At 68.2% G+C, this 18,456-nt stretch carries 18 protein-coding genes and 1 pseudogene; 5 read left to right on the forward strand and 14 right to left on the reverse strand.

The features are described from left to right. Window positions 1–49: 49 nt before the first annotated feature. Window positions 50–2,791 (reverse strand): TonB-dependent receptor, encoded by a 2,742-nt coding sequence (locus ABIE19_RS15245; RefSeq protein WP_354090067.1) that lies wholly within the window; start codon window positions 2,789–2,791, stop codon window positions 50–52. 248 nt (window positions 2,792–3,039) lie between these two features. Between ABIE19_RS15245 and ABIE19_RS15250 the strand changes: the two genes are divergently transcribed. Genes ABIE19_RS15250 through nagA form a run of 3 tightly spaced genes read left to right on the forward strand, consistent with a single transcriptional unit; the run spans window position 3,040 to window position 5,962 of the window. Continuing rightward, window positions 3,040–3,780, forward strand: a complete 741-nt coding sequence (locus ABIE19_RS15250; protein ID WP_354090068.1) for a GntR family transcriptional regulator — start codon at window positions 3,040–3,042, stop codon at window positions 3,778–3,780. A gap of 2 nt (window positions 3,781–3,782) precedes the next feature. Then, window positions 3,783–4,817: an SIS domain-containing protein gene (locus ABIE19_RS15255; protein ID WP_354090069.1), complete on the forward strand. Its 1,035-nt coding sequence runs from the start codon at window positions 3,783–3,785 to the stop codon at window positions 4,815–4,817. After that, the gene (nagA, locus tag ABIE19_RS15260; protein ID WP_354090070.1) at window positions 4,817–5,962 is read left to right on the forward strand and encodes an N-acetylglucosamine-6-phosphate deacetylase; all 1,146 of its coding nucleotides are present in this window, start codon (window positions 4,817–4,819) and stop codon (window positions 5,960–5,962) included. The genes ABIE19_RS15255 and nagA overlap by 1 nt, the downstream gene beginning before the upstream one ends. Before the next feature lie 45 nt (window positions 5,963–6,007). On the opposite strand, the gene trhO is transcribed toward nagA, so the two are convergent. After that, complete coding sequence (gene trhO, locus ABIE19_RS15265; RefSeq protein WP_354090071.1) at window positions 6,008–6,994, reverse strand: oxygen-dependent tRNA uridine(34) hydroxylase TrhO; 987 nt, start codon at window positions 6,992–6,994, stop codon at window positions 6,008–6,010. Between the two features lie 147 nt (window positions 6,995–7,141). On the opposite strand from trhO, the gene ABIE19_RS15270 reads away from it, so the two are divergent. Both ABIE19_RS15270 and ABIE19_RS15275 read left to right on the forward strand, forming a co-directional pair. Then, window positions 7,142–8,848, forward strand: coding sequence for an MFS transporter (locus tag ABIE19_RS15270; RefSeq protein WP_354090072.1), 1,707 nt, complete (start codon window positions 7,142–7,144; stop codon window positions 8,846–8,848). Window positions 8,849–9,025: 177 nt separating this feature from the next. Continuing rightward, entirely contained in the window at window positions 9,026–10,282 is a 1,257-nt protein-coding gene (locus ABIE19_RS15275) for a D-amino acid dehydrogenase (RefSeq protein ID WP_354090073.1), read from the forward strand. 27 nt (window positions 10,283–10,309) lie between these two features. On the opposite strand, the gene ABIE19_RS15280 is transcribed toward ABIE19_RS15275, so the two are convergent. The 12 genes and pseudogenes from ABIE19_RS15280 to ABIE19_RS15335 form a co-directional block, all read right to left on the reverse strand. Next, a complete protein-coding gene (locus ABIE19_RS15280; protein WP_354090074.1) occupies window positions 10,310–10,768 on the reverse strand; it encodes a chemotaxis protein CheE in 459 nt (152 codons plus the stop codon). After that, on the reverse strand, window positions 10,765–11,355 hold the full coding sequence (locus ABIE19_RS15285; protein ID WP_354090075.1) for a response regulator: 591 nt from the start codon (window positions 11,353–11,355) through the stop codon (window positions 10,765–10,767). Before ABIE19_RS15285 ends, ABIE19_RS15280 begins: the two co-directional genes overlap by 4 nt. A 3-nt stretch (window positions 11,356–11,358) precedes the next feature. Then, entirely contained in the window at window positions 11,359–11,721 is a 363-nt protein-coding gene (locus ABIE19_RS15290) for a DUF8776 family protein (protein WP_354090076.1), read from the reverse strand. Further along, window positions 11,721–12,269, reverse strand: a complete 549-nt coding sequence (locus ABIE19_RS15295) for a chemotaxis protein CheD (protein ID WP_354090077.1) — start codon at window positions 12,267–12,269, stop codon at window positions 11,721–11,723. Before ABIE19_RS15295 ends, ABIE19_RS15290 begins: the two co-directional genes overlap by 1 nt. After that, window positions 12,269–12,658, reverse strand: coding sequence for a response regulator (locus ABIE19_RS15300; protein WP_354090078.1), 390 nt, complete (start codon window positions 12,656–12,658; stop codon window positions 12,269–12,271). Before ABIE19_RS15300 ends, ABIE19_RS15295 begins: the two co-directional genes overlap by 1 nt. Window positions 12,659–12,670: 12 nt before the next feature. Next, on the reverse strand, window positions 12,671–13,711 hold the full coding sequence (locus ABIE19_RS15305; protein ID WP_354090079.1) for a protein-glutamate methylesterase/protein-glutamine glutaminase: 1,041 nt from the start codon (window positions 13,709–13,711) through the stop codon (window positions 12,671–12,673). Next, window positions 13,708–14,574: a CheR family methyltransferase gene (locus ABIE19_RS15310; RefSeq protein ID WP_354090080.1), complete on the reverse strand. Its 867-nt coding sequence runs from the start codon at window positions 14,572–14,574 to the stop codon at window positions 13,708–13,710. The genes ABIE19_RS15305 and ABIE19_RS15310 overlap by 4 nt, the downstream gene beginning before the upstream one ends. Then, a complete protein-coding gene (locus tag ABIE19_RS15315) occupies window positions 14,571–15,044 on the reverse strand; it encodes a chemotaxis protein CheW (protein ID WP_354090081.1) in 474 nt (157 codons plus the stop codon). Before ABIE19_RS15315 ends, ABIE19_RS15310 begins: the two co-directional genes overlap by 4 nt. 3 nt (window positions 15,045–15,047) lie before the next feature. Then, window positions 15,048–17,378, reverse strand: a complete 2,331-nt coding sequence (locus ABIE19_RS15320) for a chemotaxis protein CheA (protein ID WP_354090082.1) — start codon at window positions 17,376–17,378, stop codon at window positions 15,048–15,050. 18 nt (window positions 17,379–17,396) lie between these two features. After that, window positions 17,397–17,762 (reverse strand): response regulator, encoded by a 366-nt coding sequence (locus ABIE19_RS15325; protein WP_354090083.1) that lies wholly within the window; start codon window positions 17,760–17,762, stop codon window positions 17,397–17,399. Between the two features lie 5 nt (window positions 17,763–17,767). Continuing rightward, window positions 17,768–18,049, reverse strand: coding sequence for an STAS domain-containing protein (locus ABIE19_RS15330; RefSeq protein ID WP_354090084.1), 282 nt, complete (start codon window positions 18,047–18,049; stop codon window positions 17,768–17,770). Then, window positions 18,049–18,456: pseudogene (locus ABIE19_RS15335) on the reverse strand (methyl-accepting chemotaxis protein); the annotation flags it as partial. The gene ABIE19_RS15330 and the pseudogene ABIE19_RS15335, both read right to left, overlap by 1 nt.

Consider the following 18,456-nt stretch of genomic DNA (forward strand, 5'->3'; position numbering starts at 1 on the left):
GGCGATAGGCGGAACGGGAGACGGCGAACGCCGTCTCCCGAACGCCGCGTCAGAAGGCGACGCTGAGGGTCGCCAGCAGCTTGCGCCCTGACCGGTAGATCCCGCGCGGCAGGTTCACCGAGTTGGCGTAGGCGTAGTACTCGCTGTCCAGCAGGTTCTGGCCCGAAACGGTCAGGCTGACCCGCTCGTTGAAGGCGTAGCCCGCCGTGGCGTCCAGACCGGTGTAGGCGCGGACGTACATGTTGTCCCCGCGATCCACCCCGGTGAAATACTTCGACCGCCAGGTGTAGGTCACCCGCGCCGAGAAGGGCCCGGATTCGAAGAAGGGGCTGATGTTGACCTGGTGCTTGGAGTTGAAGGGCAGGTCCTGGCCGTTGTCGGCGCTGCCGTCGACATAGGTGTAGTTGGCCAGCAGACCCAGGCCGTAGGCGTAGTTCTGCTGATAGGCGAAGGTCGCGCCCTTCAGGTCGGCCGAACCCGCATTGATCGGGCGGCTGATCTGATAGGTGGTGACGGCGTTCTGCGCCTGGTTGAAGTGCTGCTCGGGCTTGGTGATCTGCAGGATGTAGTTGTCGATCTTCTTGTAGAAAATCTCGCCCGACAGAATGGCGTTTCGGGCGAAGTACCATTCCGCCGCCAGGTTCAGGTTGGTGGACTTGTAGGGGTCCAGATCCGGATTGCCGCCGCCCCCGGTCAGGATCTGATCCGACAGCCAGAAGTAGTTGGACATGTCCGCATAGTTCGGACGCGAGATCACCCTGGCCGCCGCCACGCGGACAATGACGTCCTCGGCGGCGTTGATGGCCAGGTTCAGGCTGGGCAGGAAGTCGTCGTATTCCTTGGAGCTGACGCTCCACTTCCAATCGGCGGCCGTGGTGCCGCAGCCCGTCGCCGTCTGGTTGACACAGGTGAAGCCGCCGCTTTCCGACTCGGTGCGGACGTAACGCAGGCCCACATTGCCGCGGACGCGCTCGTTCTCGAAGTCGGCCTGGGCGTAGAGGGCGTTGACGTCCTCCTGGATGTTCCAGTTCTGGGCCGTGAACTCGGCGTTGCCGAAGACGGTCGGCGTCGGCTTGGGCTGCCAGGGACGCAGATAGCCGCCCGAGCTGATGTAGTCCGCCAGCTTGGCGCCGTTCAGGTGAACGCGGCCCTTCATCTGGTCATTGACGTTGAAGCCGCGCAGATAGGTGCCGGGCGCGACCTGTGGATCGAACAGGCTCGCGTTGTCCGGGTTTCCGTAGACCTGGACCGTCACGCCCGACATCTTCTGGTCGGTCTCGTGGGCGCGATATTTGTAGCCGAACTGGAAGCGGTTGAAGAAGCCTTCGCGGTCGAAGCCCAGGTCCGCCTGGAAATAGGTCTCTTCGTCCATGGTCGGCTTGGAGACGATATTGCCGCCCCAGCCGGGGTTGTAACCCGTCGGTCCGACCGAGGGGTCGCCCGCGCCCCAGCCGCCGTCGAAGGAAAAGGCCGAGGCGTTGTTCAGGACGTTGCCGTTCTTGTAGGTCAGCACGCCCGGCGTGCCCGGCGCGCCGGTGAAGTCGACCGTGTAGTCGGCCCAGTTCAGGAACTCGCCGAACAGCTGACGCTGGGTGCCGCCCTCGGCCTTGGTGTAGCCGAACTCGCCCGACAGGTCCCAGTTGTCGCCGGTCCACTTGCCGTCCAGACGATAGCTGTCCGTGGTCACGGCCGCCTCGCGGTACTGGACGTCCCAGACGCTGAGAGCATTCTTGAACGAGGCCTTGGTGATGACCCCGCCGTCGATCTGGACGTCGGTCAGGGCGCCCAGGCTGTTCCAGGTATTGCCCTGGAAGGCGAACATGGCCTGGGCCGTGTTGTCATAGCTGGCGTCGACGCGCAGCCAGTCGAAGTTCAGGTCCAGTTGCGGCAGCGGCCGCCATTGGACGGCGGCGGTGTAGCTGTTCCGCTCGCGCTCCTGCTCGAAATAGGAGGTGCCGAAGGCGTTCAGGCCCCGGGCGTTCGGATTGGCCTGCAGAGCTGCGGCGCAGGCGCCGGTGCAGTTGCCGTTGGCGATGGAGTTGCCGCCCGGGTTCTCGGCGTTGCCGCCGGCGTAGTAGCTGGCCGGAATGGTGCCGTAGGATTCCAGACCGTCGCGACGCAGTTGGTCCACCGCGCGCTGGGCCGAGAAGAGGACGCCGATGGTGCGGTCGGCGTTACGCCAGCCGGCCATGGCCGAGAGTTGTGCGTCGCCTTCTTCCGACCGGTCATTGTAGAGCCAGGTGACGGCGCCCGATATGGTGCGTTCGGCCAGGTCCAGCGGACGCCGGGTGGAGACGTCCACCGTACCGCCGATCGAACCTTCGTCGATGCGGGCCTCGGGCGTCTTGAAGACCTCGACCTTGCCGACGATCTGGGGCGCCAGCAGGGCGTAGTTGAAGGTTCGGCCCGGCTGATCCAGCAGGAACCAGTCCGCCGAGGCCACGGTCTGACCGTTCAGCAGGGTGCGGTTCAGGGCCGGGTCCGTACCCAGGATGGAGACCTTCTCGCCCTGACCGAAGGCGCGGTCGACGGTGACGCCGGGAATGATGGTGATGGCCTCGGCCACGTTGGCGCTGGGGAACTTGCCCACGTCCTCGGCGGTGACGACATCGACGATGCCGTCGGCGGCGCGTTTGGTGTCTATGGACTGACGCAGCGAGGCGCGAATGCCGGTGACGACGACCTCGTCGACCTCGGTCGCGGGCGCGTTCGCGTCCTGGGCGACAGCGACGCCGGCCGACAGCGCGAGCGCGCTGACCGTGCCGGCAAGCAGGGCGTAACGAAGACTCATAGCGCTGGATCTCCCCTCCAGTGACCTGCCCCCGCAGGTCGGCCAACCCAATTCAAGACCAATCCAGTCCGCCCTCTTTCCACAGGATCGAGAGAACATGGGAATTGGCGGGGAAGGTTCACCAAAGCGACACATCTCGCAAGACCAAATATCACATTGGGCCTAAACTTTCTTCATATTGGTTCTTGATTGGTAGCACGACATAGGCTCAGATGGGCCGTGGGATGCGCATTCGGGGGAAGGACGTCATGCCGTTTCTGGAAGCTATCGGACCTCTGGACGCACAACGGCCGGCGCCCCTGTACCAGCAGTTGCAGCAGGCGGTGCGCCACGCCATCGAGCGCCGCGCGCTGAAGCCCGACGACGCCCTGCCGCCGGAACGCGACCTGGCCGCCGACCTGTCGGTGTCCCGCATCACCATCCGCAAGGCCTTCGACGGCCTGGTGGCCGAGGGCCTGCTGACCCGTCGCCAGGGCGCGGGCACCTTCGTCGCCGCCCGGGTGGAGAAGAGCTTCTCCAAGCTGACCTCCTTCACCGAGGACATGGCCGCGCGGGGCCGCAAGGCGACCAGCTCCTGGCTGAGCCGCGCCGAAGGAACCGTCACGCCCGAGGAATCCCTGACCCTGGGCCTCAGCCCCGGCGCGCCGGTCTACCGTTTCCACCGTATCCGCTACGCCGACGGGGCGCCGATGGCGCTGGAGTATTCGACCATTCCGGCCTCGTGTCTTTCCAGCCTGGAGGCGGTGACGACCTCCCTCTACCAGGCCCTGGCCGTCAGCGGACACAGGCCCAACCGCGCCTTGCAGCGGCTGCGCGCCGTCCTGTTCAACGACGAGCAGGCCGCCTTGCTGGGCATTGCGCCCGGCGCGCCCGGCCTGCTGATCGAACGCCGCGCCTTCCATCACGGAGAGCCGGTGGAAGTGACCCAATCCTATTATCGCGGCGACGCCTACGACTTCGTCGCCGAACTGAACGACGGACCCGCCTGACGATGCGCGCTGAAGACACCAAGATGTTCGCCGAGGCCGCCGAATCGGGCCGCATCGTCGCCGCCCAGTTGGCGGCCAATGCGAGCGTCGTCGCCCAGGCGGCCAAGCGGCTGCGCATGACCCCGCCGACGGCCGCCCTGATCTGCGGCCGGGGCAGTTCAGACAACGCCGGGGTCTTCGCCCGCTACATGATCGAGACCGAGGTCGGCGTCCTGACCAGTCCCATGCCGCTGGCCGTCAGTTCGGTCTACGGCCGCAAGCCGTCGGTTCCGGGCAGCCTGTGCCTGGCCATATCCCAGTCGGGCAAGAGCCCCGACCTGGTCGCCGCCGCCGCCGCCGCCAAGGCGGGGGGCGCCTTCGTCATCGCCCTGGTGAACGTGGAAGGATCGCCCCTGTCCCAGGTCGCGGACCTGACCATTCCTCTGCGCGCCGGACCGGAGCTGTCGGTCGCCGCCACCAAGAGCTTCATCGCCAGCCTGAGCGCCGCCGCCCATCTGATCGCGGAATGGAGCGGCGACGCCGCCCTGCGCCAGGGGCTGGAGCGCCTACCGGAACTGATCGACGCCGCCTGGACCCAGGACTGGTCCGCCGCCCTGCCCGCCCTGACCCAGGCGACCAATCTCTATGTGGTCGGACGCGGCGTCGGCTTCGGCGTGGCGCGCGAGGCGGCGCTGAAACTGAAGGAGACCTGCGGCCTGCACGCCGAGGCCTTCAGCACGGCCGAGGTCCGGCACGGCCCCATGGCCCTGGTCAAGACGGGCTTCCCCGTCCTGCTCCTGCCCCAGTCGGACGCCACGCGCGACGACGCGGAGGACCTGGCCGCCGACTTCGCTCGACGCGGGGCCAAGGTCTTCTTCGCCGGAGCGACCCAGGCGCCGGGCGTCGTCGCCCTGCCGACCGTGACCGCCGCCCATCCGGCGCTGGAGCCTATTTTGCTGATCCAGAGCTTCTATCGCCTGGCGGCGACCCTCTCGACGGCGCGGGGCTTCGATCCCGACAGCCCGCCCTACCTCAACAAGGTGACAGAGACCGTCTGATGCCCATGCTGCTGACCAAGGGGCGCGTGCTGACGGACGGCGCCTTCCAGGCGGACACGACCGTGGTCGTGGACGAAGGACGTATCGCCGCCGTGGGGCCGGAGGGCGCGCTCGCCGCGACCTTCCCCCACGCGGAAGTCCGCGATCTGAAGGGCCGGATGCTGGTTCCCGGCTATATCGACACCCAGGTCAACGGCGGCGGCGGCGTCCTGTTCAACGACGACCCCAGCGTGGAGACCATCGCCCGGATCGGCGCCGCCCACCGGCGCTTCGGCACCACCGGCTTCCTGCCTACCCTGATCAGCGACGACCTGGAGGTCATCGACCAGGCGATCACGGCGGTGGAGCAGGCCATGGCCGAGGGCGTGCCCGGCGTCCTGGGCATCCATATCGAAGGCCCCTTCCTGAACGTGGCGCGCAAGGGAATCCATGATCCGTCCAAGTTCCGCGTCCTGGACGAGGCGGCGGTGCGCCGCCTGACGCGGCTGAAGGCCGGCCGGACCCTTGTGACCCTGGCGCCCGAGACGACCACGCCGGACATGATCGCCGCCCTGTCCGCGCACGGCGCCGTCGTGGCCGCGGGACATACCGACGCCGACTACGCCACGATGCACAGAGCCCTGGAGGCGGGAGTGACAGGGTTCACCCACCTGTTCAACGCCATGTCGCCCCTGACCAGCCGCGAGCCTGGCGTGGTGGGCGCCGCCCTGGAAAACCGCGACGCCTGGTGCGGGATCATCGTCGACGGCCACCATGTCCATCCCACGGTGCTGAAGCTGGCTCTGCGCTGCCGGCCGGCGGACCGGTTCATGCTGGTCACCGACGCCATGCCCAGCGTCAATGCCGAGGGTGACCACTTCTATCTTCAGGGACGGCGCATCTCGGTGAAGGACGGCGCTTGTCTGGACGAGCGGGGCGTGCTGGCGGGGTCGGACCTCGACATGGCCTCGGCCGTGCGCAACGCCCGCGACATGCTGGACCTGGACCTTCCGACCGCCGTCATGACGGCCTCGTCGGCGCCGGCAGCCTTCCTGGGGCTGGACGGCGAGCGAGGGCGGATCGCCCCCGGCTACGCCGCCGACCTCGTGCTTCTGGATGACGCGCTTCAGGTCGTCGCGACCTGGATCGACGGACAGGGCGACTAAGCCAGCACGATTGGGCGGGGGTCTCGGCCGACCCGACCTCCGGGATCAGTCCGCGTCTCTTCCCTTGCCGGCGGAAGGCGTCGCGCCCACGTGGTCGACGCCGCGCCGGGCGGCGATCTCCATCTGCTTCTGCCGTTCGGCGTAGCCCTGGCGCTGGGCCTCCGAGCGCGCGTCATGGCAGCGGTCGCAACAGACGCCCTCGACATAGAGGGGCGACAATCGCCCCTCGGGACTGACCGGCATGCGGCAGCCCCGGCACAGACTGTGATCGCCCTGCTTCAGACCATGGCCGACCGCGACACGCTCGTCGAAGACGAAGCAGTCGCCGCGCCACAGACTCTCCGCTTCGGGGATGGTCTCGAGGTATTTCAGGATCCCGCCTTCCAGGTGGTAGACCTGATCCACCCCCTCGGACTTCAGGAAGGCCGTCGCCTTTTCGCAGCGGATGCCGCCGGTGCAGTACATGGCCACCTTGGGCGGATTGGGCCGATCCAGCAGGGCTCGACCCTCGGTGCGGAACCAGCCGGGGAAGTCGCGGAAGGTGCGGGTGACGGGCTGGATCGCGCCCTCGAAAATCCCGACATCGACCTCATAGTCGTTGCGGGTGTCGATGACCACGGTGTCGGGGTCGGAGATCAGGGCGTTCCAGTCCTGAGGCGCGACATAGGTTCCCGCGTCGCGGAGAGGATCGATCCCGGTCACGCCCATGGTGACGATCTCGGCCTTCAGTCGCACCTTCATCCGATAGAAGGGCATGGTCCCGGCCGTCGAATACTTCAGCTCCAGCCGGTCGAAGCCCGGCATGGCGCGCACCCCGTCGACCACGCGGACGATGTCCGCCGCCGGCCCGGCTATGGTGCCGTTGATCCCCTCATGCGCGACCAGAAGCGTGCCGCGAACGGCCTCGCCGCACAGGTCGAGCAGGCGCGACTTCATCGCCTCGCGGTCCGCCACTGGAGCGAAGCGATAGAGGGCCGCCACCACGAAGGGCGCGGGTTCAGGGGCGTCGGGTTCGGGAAGTTCGGCGGTCACGCGCTCCCTATAGGCCCGGACCGTCGCCCTCGCGAGCCGATATTCGTCCGGACGCCTTGCTTCGCGCGGCGAAGGCGTGTCGAGTGCAGGCATGGTCGTTTTCGGTTCAGGCCCGTTCCGTATCGCCCGTGCGAGGCCCCGCCCCGCATGAGTTCGACCGCCGCTCCGCCCTCGCCCGCCTCCACGCCCGAAGCTGAACCGCCGGCGGCGCCTTCACGTCCCTCGGCCCTGGCGCCCCTGCGTCATCCCGTGTTCCGGGCGGTCTGGATCACCAGCCTGGTGACCAATTTCGGCGGCCTGATCCAGTCCGTCGGCGCCGCCTGGATGATGTCCTCCATCGCCTCGGCCCAGATGACGGCCCTGGTTCAGGCCTCAGTGACCCTGCCCATCATGCTCCTGTCCCTGGCGGCGGGCGCCCTGGCCGATACGGTGGACCGGCGCAAGATCATGCTGGCGGCGCAGAGCTTCATGCTGCTGGTCTCGGCCGGACTGGCGGCCATGACCTGGATGGGCTGGATCACGCCCTGGGTCCTGCTGAGCTTCACCTTCCTGATCGGCTGCGGCACAGCCTTCAACGGCCCGGCCTGGCAGGCGTCGGTCGGCGACATGGTCCCGCGCGAGGACCTGGCCGGCGCCGTGACGCTGAACTCCATGGGCTTCAACATGGCCCGCAGCGTCGGTCCGGCCATCGGCGGCATGATCGTGGCGGCGGCGGGCGCGGCGGCGGCCTTCGCCGTCAACGCCGTCAGCTATCTGGGCCTGCTGTTCGTCCTGTTCCGCTGGAAGCCCGATCGACCCAAGCAGACCCTGCCGCGCGAAGGCCTGCTGGCGGCCATGGCCGGCGGAGTCCGCTACGCCTTCCTGTCGCCGCGCGTGACGGCGGTGCTGCTGCGCGCCGTGGTGTTCGGCATGGGCGCCAGCGCCGTCCAGGCTCTGATGCCCCTGGTCGCGCGAGAAGGCGGCGGCGGCCCCCTGGTCTTCGGCCTGCTGCTCGGCGCCTTCGGCGTCGGGGCCGTGGGCGGCGCACTGTTCATCGCCAGGCTGAGAGCCAGGTACGAGACCGAGAACATCGTCCGCGTCGCAGCCCTGGCCTTCGCCGCGGCGGCGGCCGTCATCGGCTTCAGCCCCTGGCTGGCCCTGACCCTGCCCGCCCTGCTGATCGCGGGCGCGGGGTGGGTTCTGGTTCTGTCGACCTTCAACGTCACGGTGCAGATGTCCGTGCCGCGTTGGGTCGTGGCCCGCGCCCTGGCCCTTTATCAGATGGCGGCCTTCGGCGGCATGGCGGGCGGAAGCTGGCTGTGGGGCGCCCTGGCCGAGGCCAAGGGAGTCGAACTGGCCCTGGGCATGTCGGCGGGGGTGCTGCTGCTGTCGGTCCTGATCGGACTGCGGGTCCCCCTGCCCTCAACCGCCAATCTGAACATGGACCTGCTGCGGCGCTGGACCGAGCCGGAGACCGCCCTGCCGATCGAGCCTCGCAGCGGCCCCGTGGTCGTGACCATCGCCTATCGCATCCGGGAAGAGGACATCGACGCCTTCCTGGCCCTGATGGACGAGCGCCGCCGCATTCGTCGCCGCGACGGCGCGCGCCAGTGGCATCTGATGCGCGACCTGGCCGAACCCGACATCTGGGTCGAGAAGTACCAGACCCCGACCTGGCTGGACTATGTTCGTCACAACCAGCGCATGACCAAGTCCGACGCCGAGATCACCATCCGACTGCACGCCCTGCACCAAGGGCCGGAGCGGCCGGTGGTGCATCGGATGATCGAGCGGACCACCGCTCCCCTGGGCCACAACCTGCACGGCGATCGCAATTTCGGCGACGCCCTGACCGACCCGACACGCCTGTCCTGACGCCAAGATTTGAGGCTTGCTGCAAAAAACGAGCAAATAATCGGCTGGATCAGACAAAAACCGGATCGATCCGGTTCAAAGGCGAAGATTATTGCAACACACGCTCGCCACAACGCTCGACAAACGCAAAAACTGGTCTAGGGAACGAGCGCGGGGAACTTCGCGTAAGGTCAAGAAATGAAGATCGCAGTCCTGGGCGCTGGCGTCATCGGGGTGACGACGGCTCACTACCTGGCCAAGGCCGGCCACGAGGTCACGGTGATCGACCGTCAGAGCGGCCCGGCGCTGGAGACCAGCTTCGCCAACGCGGGCGAAATTTCCCCTGGCTATTCCTCGCCCTGGGCCGCGCCCGGCATCCCCGCCAAGGCTGTGAAGTGGCTGTTCATGCGCCACGCCCCGCTGATCCTGCACCCCCAGATCAACGTCGCCACCGTGCGGTGGCTGCTGGCCCTGCTGCGCAACTGCACCTCGGCCCGCTACGCCCTGAACAAGGGCCGGATGGTGCGTCTGGCCGAGTACAGCCAGGAGATTCAGACCACTCTGAACGCCGAACTGGGCCTGCAATACGACCACCGCACCCAGGGCACGCTGCAGTTGTTCCGCACCCAGAAACAGCTGGACGGCATCTACAAGGACACCCAGGTCCTGCGCGAGGGCGGCGTCCCCTTCGAGGTGCTGGACCAGGACGGCTGCATCGCCGCCGAGCCGGGCCTGAAGGCCACGCGCGACCTGTTCGTCGGCGGCCTGCGCCTGCCCAAGGACGAGACCGGCGACTGCTTCAAATTCACCAATGCGCTCGGCGACGTCGCCGTCGGCCAGGGCGTGACCTTCCAATACGGAACCACCATCCAGGGTCTGGTCGCCGAGGGCGGCCGCATCACCGGCGTGAAGACCGACAAGGGCGTGGTCGCGGCCGACGCCTATGTCCTGGCGCTCGGCTCCTATTCGCCGCAGATGGTCAAGCCGCTGGGCCTGACCCTGCCGGTCTATCCGGTGAAGGGCTATTCGATCACCGCCCCCATCGTGAACGAACCCGCCGCCCCCGTCTCGACCATCATGGACGAGAGCTACAAGGTGGCCATCACTCGTCTGGGCGACCGCATCCGCGTCGGCGGCATGGCCGAGATCTCCGGCTACAACAACGTCCTGCCGGAACAGCGCCGCAATACGCTGGAGCATTCGGTCGGTTCGCTCTTCCCCGGCGCGGGCGACCTGAAGGCGGCGACCTACTGGTCCGGCCTGCGTCCCATGACGCCGGACGGCACTCCGGTCATCGGCAAGACGAAGTTCGACAACCTGTTCCTGAACACCGGCCACGGCACCCTGGGCTGGACCATGGCCTGCGGCTCGGCCCAGGTCATCGCCGACATCGTCAGCGGCAAGACCCCGGACATCGAAACCGCCGACCTGGGCATCGCAAGATACGGCCAATAATTCCTTCTCCCCTTGCGGGAGAAGGCCTTAGTCGTCCCGCCTGGCTTTCGCCGCCACGGACCGCAATCCGGCCAAAAGAGCTTCGCTGGTCGCATCCGCCTTGCAGCCGGCCGTAAGGATCAGCCGCATGGCCTGGACATGGACGCCGATCGTGGGCCAGCTCCAGGCGCCGCTGGTCTGCATCCGGTCGGCGACTTCGCACAGGCTGTAGCCGGCGTCGTACAGAGGCCCCGTATCGAAGAAGCCCGCTGTGTCCAGCAGGGATGAAGCCAGCCGATAGACCTGGGCCTCGCTGCCCGGAGCGGCGGCGGCGGTCACCAGCTCCAGTTCGGTGACGGCGCCCGCGACGGTGATCATCACGTCCTCGCGGTGACGCTCCAGCCGCTCGTTGGCGCGACGCTCGACATCGGCCAGGGTGCGGCCGCCCGGCTGGGCCATCTGGCGCGCCAAAGTCGTCTTGATCTTCAGAGTGCGGGCTTCGCTCACAGCGCGACTCTCTGGGGTTTCATCAGCATGTCGATATCGGATTGATCCATATTGGCCTCGACCGCCGCGCCCACATGGGCGGACAGGTCGTCCTTGCGGCGGCCGGCGACGCCCAGAGGCGGGCCGAAGTTGCGGACGCGCCGGTCGGGACCGACGTAGTTGGGGCTTTCGACGAACTCCCGCTCGTCGCCCGCCAGCCACAGGATGCGCTTCAACAGGACGGCCGGCGTCAGGGGCTTGGTGACGACGAAGCTGACGCCGCAATCGCGACCTTCCTGCACCTTGGCCTCAGAGGCGTGACCGGTCAGCAGCATCACGGGAATGAAGCGCAGGGGCGCGGGCGTCTCACGACGCAGCCAGCGCGCGAAGGCGTAGCTGTCCATCTCCGGATCGGCGCAGTCGATGACGATCAGGTCGACCGACCGGTGCTGGATGATCCGCTTCCCTTCCGTCGCCGAAGGGCACTTGATCTGCTCCTTGACGCCGAAACCCTGGAAGATGGAGCCCAGCATGTCGAGCGCCTGCGGATTGTCGTCGATCAGCAGAACCGTCGACTGCTCCAGATTGACGCGGTCGTTCTGGCTCATGGCTCAGTCGAACAGGATCAGCTCGCCCGAGGCCGCGGGGCGGGCGGGAGCGTCGGACGTCAGAGGGCTGCCGCGCATGGAAGCCTCGCACAGGCGTTCGGCCATCTCGGCCAGAGGCAGGGCGGCCAGGGCGGTGTCCATCGGCTGGTCCGCGGCCAGGGCCCCGGCCAGACCGGCGAGGGCGTCCACGCGCTGACTCAGGACGTCGAAGGCCTGGGTGCGGGTCAGATAGGCCAGCCGCTGCTCGGCCGGGGCGTGGCGCAAAAGTTCGGAGGTCAGTTCGGCCGCCGCCTCCACGCCCTTGCGGATGTCGGCCAGTTCGGCCGCCACCGCCGCCAGCAGGCCGCGCGCGTCGTAGTCGCTCATCAGAACAGCTCCAGGGCGCCCGTGTCGACGGGACGCGGCGCCGGCGCGGCGGGCGGCGGCGTGACCGCATCCGTCACCGCGCGTTGCCGCGCCCGGCCGCTGACAGGCCAGTATTGAACACGACGCCCCCCGGCGCCCCTGAGGCTGGACGAGACGACGGGAATGCCTTCGTCCGCCATGAAGCGTTCGGCGAAGTCGGCGTTGGACGCGCCGACGTCCTTCAGGGTGTCGAACATGCGGCCGCCGCCGAACAGCTTGGCCTCCAGCCGCTCGCGGCGCCCGCCCGCCTTGAGCAGCTCGTTGATCAGCAGTTCCATGGCGTAGGCGCCATAACGACGACCCGCGTCCGTCCCTTCGCCTGCGCCCTCGGGCAGCAGGAAGTGGTTCATGCCGCCGACGCCCGCCACGGGATCGCGCAGGCACAGGGCGACGCAACTGCCCAGCACGGTCGAAAGCACGACCGTGGGGTCGGACGTCACATGGTGCTCGCCCTGGCCCACATGGACGCGCCGCTCGACCGGCGCATGTTGCTGATCGCCCGCGCGCATCAGCTCAGCGGCCCGAAGACCGCTTCCAGCTTTTCCTTGAGCTGGGCGGTGGTGAAGGGCTTCACCAGATAGTTGTTCACGCCGAACTGAACCGCGCGCTGGACCAGGTCGCGGTCGGCCCGGCCGGTCAGCATGATGAAGGCGGTCTTGGACGTCGGCGGGTGGGCGCGAATGGCGCGCAGCAAGCCCAGACCGTCCAGGTTGGGCATGTTGAAGTCGGAGATGATCAGGTGGACCGGCTTGGTGATGGCGGCGCGCAGGCCGGCCTCCCCGTCCGGAGCCTCCTCGATCTCTCGGACGCCGATCTGTTGCAGGCTGGCGCGGATCAGAGACCGCATGGTCAGCTGATCATCGACGACCAGAACACGAAGGGCGGAAGCGGCGGGCATGGACTCAAATCCTCAGATAGCGGGCTTGGGCGCGCGGGGAGAGGCTGCGCACAAGTCGAGAATGGCGGGGGCGATGCGGGGCAGCGGCAGTTGCCGCTCCACCGCGCCCAATTCGAAGGCGGCGCGCGGCATGCCGTAGACGACGCAGGTGGCCTCGTCCTGGCCCAGGGTGCGGGCGCCCGCCTGGCGCATGGCCAGCAGGCCCTTGGCTCCGTCCTTGCCCATGCCGGTCAGGATGACGCCGGTCATGGGGCGGGCCTGGCTGGCCACCGAATGGAACAGGACGTCGACCGACGGACGGTGGCCGTTGACCGGGTCGGCGGCGACCAGGCGGCAGCGGCCCTTCGACACCTCCAGGTGGTGTTCGCCGCCAGGAGCGATATAGACACGGCCCGGCGCCAGGGGCGCGCCGTCGGTCGCCTCCGTCACCGTCGCCGCCGAGATCTTGTCCAGCCGCGCGGCGAAGCTGCGGGTGAAGGAGGCCGGCATGTGCTGGGTCACCACGGTCGCGGGGCAGTCGGCCGGGAAGGCCGACAGGATGTTCAACAGCGCCTCCACGCCGCCGGTCGAGGAACCGATCGCCAGGATATGGTCGGGATCGGCGCGATAGCCGCTGTCGAGCGCCCGAGCCTCGCGCGTCTCCAGCGGACGAACGCGGGAACGGGCGGCGATCTTCACCTTCTCGCCCAGATCGGCGAAGGCTTCCTGGGGCGAGACGCCGGGCGCGGGCTTGGCCACGGCGTCGACGGCCCCGACCTCGAGCGCGGCCAGGGTCACGTCGGTGCCCGCCTGGGTCAGGGTCGAGACCATGACCACCGGCATGGGCCGCAGCCGCATGATCTTCTCGAGGAACTCCAGCCCGTTCATGTTGGGCATCTCGACGTCCAGGGTGATGACGTCGGGGTTCAGTTCCTTGATCAGGGCGCGCGCTTCCAGAGGGTCGGCGGCGGTCCCGACGACCGAGATGTCCGGGTCGCGACGCAGGACGGCGCTGATCAGGCTGCGCATGGTGGCGCTGTCGTCGACGACCAGGACGCGGACAGGCGTGCTCATGCCGACGCACCCAGTTTGTAGGTCGTCAGGCCCCAGGTCTGCAGTTGGTTCGTCGCCGGGCCGCTGACCCGCTCGGAATGGCCGATATAGAGGACGCCGCCCGGGTTCATGACCGGGGTGAAGCGGCTCCAGATCCGTTCCTGGGTCGCGTCGTCGAAATAGATGACCACGTTGCGGCAAAAGATGACGTCGAACTTGCCGCGCATGGGCCAGTCGCCGATCAGGTTCAGTTCGCGGAAGGACACCAGACGACGCAGGGTCGCGTCGGCGCTGAAGCTGCCCGGACGACCGGGAACGGGCTCGAACCGCTTGCGGCCAGAGAGAGGAACCGGCGACAGCAGCTCGTCGGAATAGACGCCCGCCGCTCCTTCGGCGACCATGTTGGGGTCGATGTCCGTGGCCAGGATGCGTACGTCCAGATCAGCCGCTTCGGGCAGGACGTCCAGCACGGTCAGGGCCATGGAATAGGGTTCCTGCCCGTTGGAGCAGGCCGCCGACCACAGGCGCACGCGCCCGCCGGCCCGCGCCCGCGCCGCCAGTTCTGGCATGACGTGGTCGCGCAGGTGGTCGAAGTGGTGCGGCTCGCGATAGAAGCGGGTGACGTTGGTGGTCAGGGCCGCAGTCATGGCCTGACGCTCGTCGACGCCCTCCACGCCTTCGATCAGGGCGCAGTAGTCGCGGAAACTGCGCAGGCCGAGCAGGCGCAGGCGCTTGGCCAGGCGCGAGTAGACCAGGGCGGCCTTGCCCTCGCTCAAGGCGATGCCGGCGTGGGAGTGCAGGGTCTGGGCGATATGGCGGAAATCCTCGGCGGTGAAGACGAACTCGCCTTCGACCAGGGATTGCCGCGCGGAGGCGGTCGTCATGCGGCTTCAGCTTCGCTTTCTGCAGGCAGGACGTGCTCCAGGTCGATCAGGCTGATCATCCGACCGCCTTCGACGGCGAAGATGCCCTTCACGAAGGTCTTCACGTGATCGCTGGCGACGTCGGGCGTCGGCTGAATGGTCGAGTCCGTCAGTTGAACGATGTCCGAGACCGCATCGACCAGCAGGCCGACCATGCGGCTGCCGATATGGGCCACCATGATGACGTGGCGAGCGGTCGGCTCGGCCGTCTTCAGACCGAAGCGGGCGCCCAGGTCGATGATCGGCAGGACGATGCCGCGCAGGTTGATGACGCCCTTCATGTAGGACGGCGAACGCGGCAGGGGCGTCGCGGGGGTCCAGCCCCGGATCTCTCGCACGTTCATGATGTCGACGCAGAATTCCTGCTCGCCGATGCGGAAGGCGATCAGTTCACGATCGGCGCCGGCGACGTTGGGGGTGACTTCAGTCATGGGTCAGCTCGCCATCTTCAGTTCAGGACGATTGGATTTCCGGCGCCCGGCCGTGACCAGGGCGTCGATGTCGAGGATCAGAGCGACGCTGCCGTCGCCCAGGATGGTCGCGGCGGAGACGCCGTCGACGTGTCGGTAGTTGGTCTCCAGGCTCTTGATGACCACCTGGCGTTGACCGTTGATGGCGTCGACCAGAAGGGCGGCGCGGGCGCCGGACTCGGTCTCCACGATCATGACCACGCCGTTGGCCAGGTCGGCCGCTCCGTCGCGGAAGTCCATGACCCGAGCCACGTCCACCAGGGGCACAAAGGCGTCGCGGAAGCGGATCACGGCGTCATGACCGCCAACGTAGTGGATGTCCTCGGCCTGGGGCGTCAGGCTCTCGACGATGGCCGACAGGGGCGCCACCAGGGTCTGTTCAGCGGCGGCCACCACCATGCCGTCCAGCACAGCCAGGGTCAGCGGCAGGCTGAGGGTGAAGGTCGAACCCTTGCCCGGAACCGAGCTGATGGAGATGCGGCCGCCCAGGGCCTGGATCGAGCGCTTGACCACGTCCATCCCGACCCCGCGGCCCGAGACGTCCGTGATGGTTTCGGCGGTCGAGAAGCCCGGCAGGAAGATCAGGTTGTCGACCTCGTCGTCGGTCAGGACCGCGTCCTCGGCGATCAGGCCCCGCGCGACGGCGATGCCCCGCACCCGGGTGCGGTTGATGCCCTTTCCGTCGTCGGCGATCTCGATGACGATGCGGCCTGAGCGGTGCAAGGCGGCCAGGCGCACCGTGCCCTCGGCGGGCTTGCCGGCGGCTTCGCGCTCCTCGGGGCCTTCCAGCCCATGGTCGATGGCGTTGCGCAGCATGTGGGTGATGGGCTCGGCCAGGCGTTCGACCACGGTCTTGTCGACCTCGGTGTCCTCACCGGACGTGACGAGGCGGACCCGCTTGCCGGTCATCTCGCCGACTTCGCGGACCAGGCGCGGCATGCGCTGGAAGACCGACTTCACCGGCTGGGCGCGGATGGCCATGACGCTGTCCTGGATGTCGCGCGTCAGCAGCTCCAGGTCTTCCAGACCCAGGGCGATGTCGGACGAACGGGCCAAGCCGCTCTCGGTCACGCGCTGGGCCAGCATGGCCTGCTGGATGACCAGCTCGCCGACCACGTTGATCAGGCGATCCACGCGATCCAGATCGACTCGAATGGTGACAGGCGCCGGCGCAGCCGGTGCGGAAGGCGCGGGAGCAGCGGCCTTGGGCGCCGCCGCGACAGGGGCGGGAGCGACCGGCGCAGGGGCGACCGGCTCTGGGATGACCGGAGCAGGCGCGGGCGCCGGGGCCGCAGCCACGGGGGCCGCAGGCGTCTCGACCACGGCGGTCGCCTTGGCCAGCAGGGCGGCGATGTCCAGCTCGGGCGCGGCGGCGGGCGCCGGCTCCGGCAGATTCAGTTCAGGCAAGCCGGGCAGATCGTCCAGGACGGGCGCCGAAGTCATGGCCGCGCCGCCCAGGGGCGTGATGCTGAGATCGCAATCCATCTCGACGAAGTCGAAGACCTCGCGCACCTCGGGCTCGTTCATGTCGCCGGTCAGTTCGATGGTCCAGACCAGATGTGCCTCTTCCGGCTCCAGGGCGTCCAGCGACGGCAGGCCGCTGGCGTCCAGTTCGACCGAGGTTTGGCCCAGGCGACCCAGTTCGCGCAGCAGCAGGCTGACGTCGTTGGCGCTGGCGTAGAGACGCGAATGGGGACGGAAGACGATGCGCCAGCCGCGCGGGCCGTCGGCCTGCGGCGTCAAGCCGTCCAGGTCCAGCCCCAGGTCCGGCAGGGCGTCGCTCGGAGCGGCGGCGAAGTCGTCCAGGCTGATGGTCAGGGGCGTGAAGCCGAAGTCGTCCTCGTCGGCTGCGGATGCAGCCGAAACGGCGACAGGCGCTGTAGCGGGCGCCGAAACAGGCGCGCCATGGGTCAGGGCCTCCAGCTCAGCCACCAGGCCGGCGGAGCGCGCCACATCGACCGGAGCGCCGGTTCCCTGGGCCGCCGCGATATGGTCGGCCAGGACGTCGGAGGCGCGCAGCAGGGTCTTGACCGTGACGTCGTCGCAGTCCTTCCGGCCCGAGCGCAGTTCGTCCATCAGGGTCTCGAAGACATGGGCGAAGCGCACCAGGTCGTCCAGGCCGAAGGCCCCCGCCCCGCCCTTCACCGAATGGACGGCGCGGAAGACGGCGTTGATGGTCTCAATGTCCGTCTCGCCGGACTCCAGCGCCAGCAGATTGGCCTCCAGGTCAGCCAGCAGTTCGCTGCATTCCTGGAAGAATGTGACCTTGATGGCTTCGAACGGATCATCGCTCATGACAGGCTCCTGGCGTCCTCAGGCGGCGACGCGACGCACGGCGTCGACCAGCTTGGCCGGGTCGAAAGGCTTGACGATCCAGCCCGTTGCTCCGGCCTCGCGGGCGCGCTGCTTCTTGGCGGCGTCGCTTTCCGTGGTCAGGACCAGCACCGGGGTCGCCTTGTGGTTCGGGTCGGCGCGCATGCCCTCGATGAAGCCGAAGCCGTCCATGCGGGGCATGTTGATGTCGGTGATGACCACGTCGGGCGCCTCGGCCTGAAGCACTTCCAGGCCGTGGACGCCGTCCTCGGCCTGCACCACGCGGTATCCGGCGTCGCGCAGGGCCAGCATCAGCATGTCGCGCATGGTTCGGGAATCATCGACGGTCAGAACGGTCTTGGTCACGCGGGTCATCCTTGAGCTGCGAGAGGAGCGCCGAGATCTTCGGCGGGCGCGCCCAGTGCGGCCCATTGCGCGATGAAATCCTCGGATACGTTGATAAAGGTCAAAGAAGCGCCGTCGGCGCGCCAGGTCTGGAGCGCCGAGAGCAGGACCTGAAGGCACAGGCCGCCCAGGCGTTGGACCGCCGCCGCGTCGAGGACGGCGGCCTGGCCGCGCGCAGCCAGAAGCTCATCTCTCAGCGGCGCGGCGGCGCGCAGGTCCAGAACGGCCGGCAGGGTGATGGCGGACATCAGAATTCCTCCCATTCGTTTTCAACGGCTTGCGGTTTGAGCGCCGCGCCGCCGCGTCCCGTGGTCTTCAGAGCGGCGATGGTCTGGGCCACCGCCGGAGGCGTGCGACCAGCCGTCGGGGCCTGTGCCTGGACCTGTGCCTGGACCGCGGGCTTGCGAGCGACCGGCTCGGCGCCGCGCCCCACCTGGAACCGCGACACGGAGGCGGCGAGGACGTCGGCCTCCTGGGCCAGAGAGTGGCTGGCGGCGGTGGATTCCTCGACCATGGCCGCGTTCTGCTGCGTGACCTGGTCCATCTGGTTCACGGCCGTGTTGACCTGTTGCAGACCCACGGCCTGCTCCTGGGCCGAGGCCGCGATCTCCGACACCAGGCCGTCGATCTCCGCCACGCGGTCCACGATCCGCTG

Source organism: Brevundimonas faecalis (assembly GCF_040549405.1).
Classification (GTDB): domain Bacteria; phylum Pseudomonadota; class Alphaproteobacteria; order Caulobacterales; family Caulobacteraceae; genus Brevundimonas; species Brevundimonas faecalis.

Coding starts and splice junctions, on each gene's coding strand:
- ABIE19_RS15245 (WP_354090067.1), bottom strand. CDS start 2,791: ATGAGTCTTCGTTACGCCCTGCTTGCCGGCACGGTCAGCGCGCTCGCG.
- ABIE19_RS15250 (WP_354090068.1), top strand. CDS start 3,040: ATGCCGTTTCTGGAAGCTATCGGACCTCTGGACGCACAACGGCCGGCG.
- ABIE19_RS15255 (WP_354090069.1), top strand. CDS start 3,783: ATGCGCGCTGAAGACACCAAGATGTTCGCCGAGGCCGCCGAATCGGGC.
- nagA (WP_354090070.1), top strand. CDS start 4,817: ATGCCCATGCTGCTGACCAAGGGGCGCGTGCTGACGGACGGCGCCTTC.
- ABIE19_RS15270 (WP_354090072.1), top strand. CDS start 7,142: ATGAGTTCGACCGCCGCTCCGCCCTCGCCCGCCTCCACGCCCGAAGCT.
- ABIE19_RS15275 (WP_354090073.1), top strand. CDS start 9,026: ATGAAGATCGCAGTCCTGGGCGCTGGCGTCATCGGGGTGACGACGGCT.
- ABIE19_RS15285 (WP_354090075.1), bottom strand. CDS start 11,355: ATGAGCCAGAACGACCGCGTCAATCTGGAGCAGTCGACGGTTCTGCTG.
- ABIE19_RS15290 (WP_354090076.1), bottom strand. CDS start 11,721: ATGAGCGACTACGACGCGCGCGGCCTGCTGGCGGCGGTGGCGGCCGAA.
- ABIE19_RS15295 (WP_354090077.1), bottom strand. CDS start 12,269: ATGCGCGCGGGCGATCAGCAACATGCGCCGGTCGAGCGGCGCGTCCAT.
- ABIE19_RS15300 (WP_354090078.1), bottom strand. CDS start 12,658: ATGCCCGCCGCTTCCGCCCTTCGTGTTCTGGTCGTCGATGATCAGCTG.
- ABIE19_RS15305 (WP_354090079.1), bottom strand. CDS start 13,711: ATGAGCACGCCTGTCCGCGTCCTGGTCGTCGACGACAGCGCCACCATG.
- ABIE19_RS15310 (WP_354090080.1), bottom strand. CDS start 14,574: ATGACGACCGCCTCCGCGCGGCAATCCCTGGTCGAAGGCGAGTTCGTC.
- ABIE19_RS15315 (WP_354090081.1), bottom strand. CDS start 15,044: ATGACTGAAGTCACCCCCAACGTCGCCGGCGCCGATCGTGAACTGATC.
- ABIE19_RS15320 (WP_354090082.1), bottom strand. CDS start 17,378: ATGAGCGATGATCCGTTCGAAGCCATCAAGGTCACATTCTTCCAGGAA.
- ABIE19_RS15330 (WP_354090084.1), bottom strand. CDS start 18,049: ATGTCCGCCATCACCCTGCCGGCCGTTCTGGACCTGCGCGCCGCCGCG.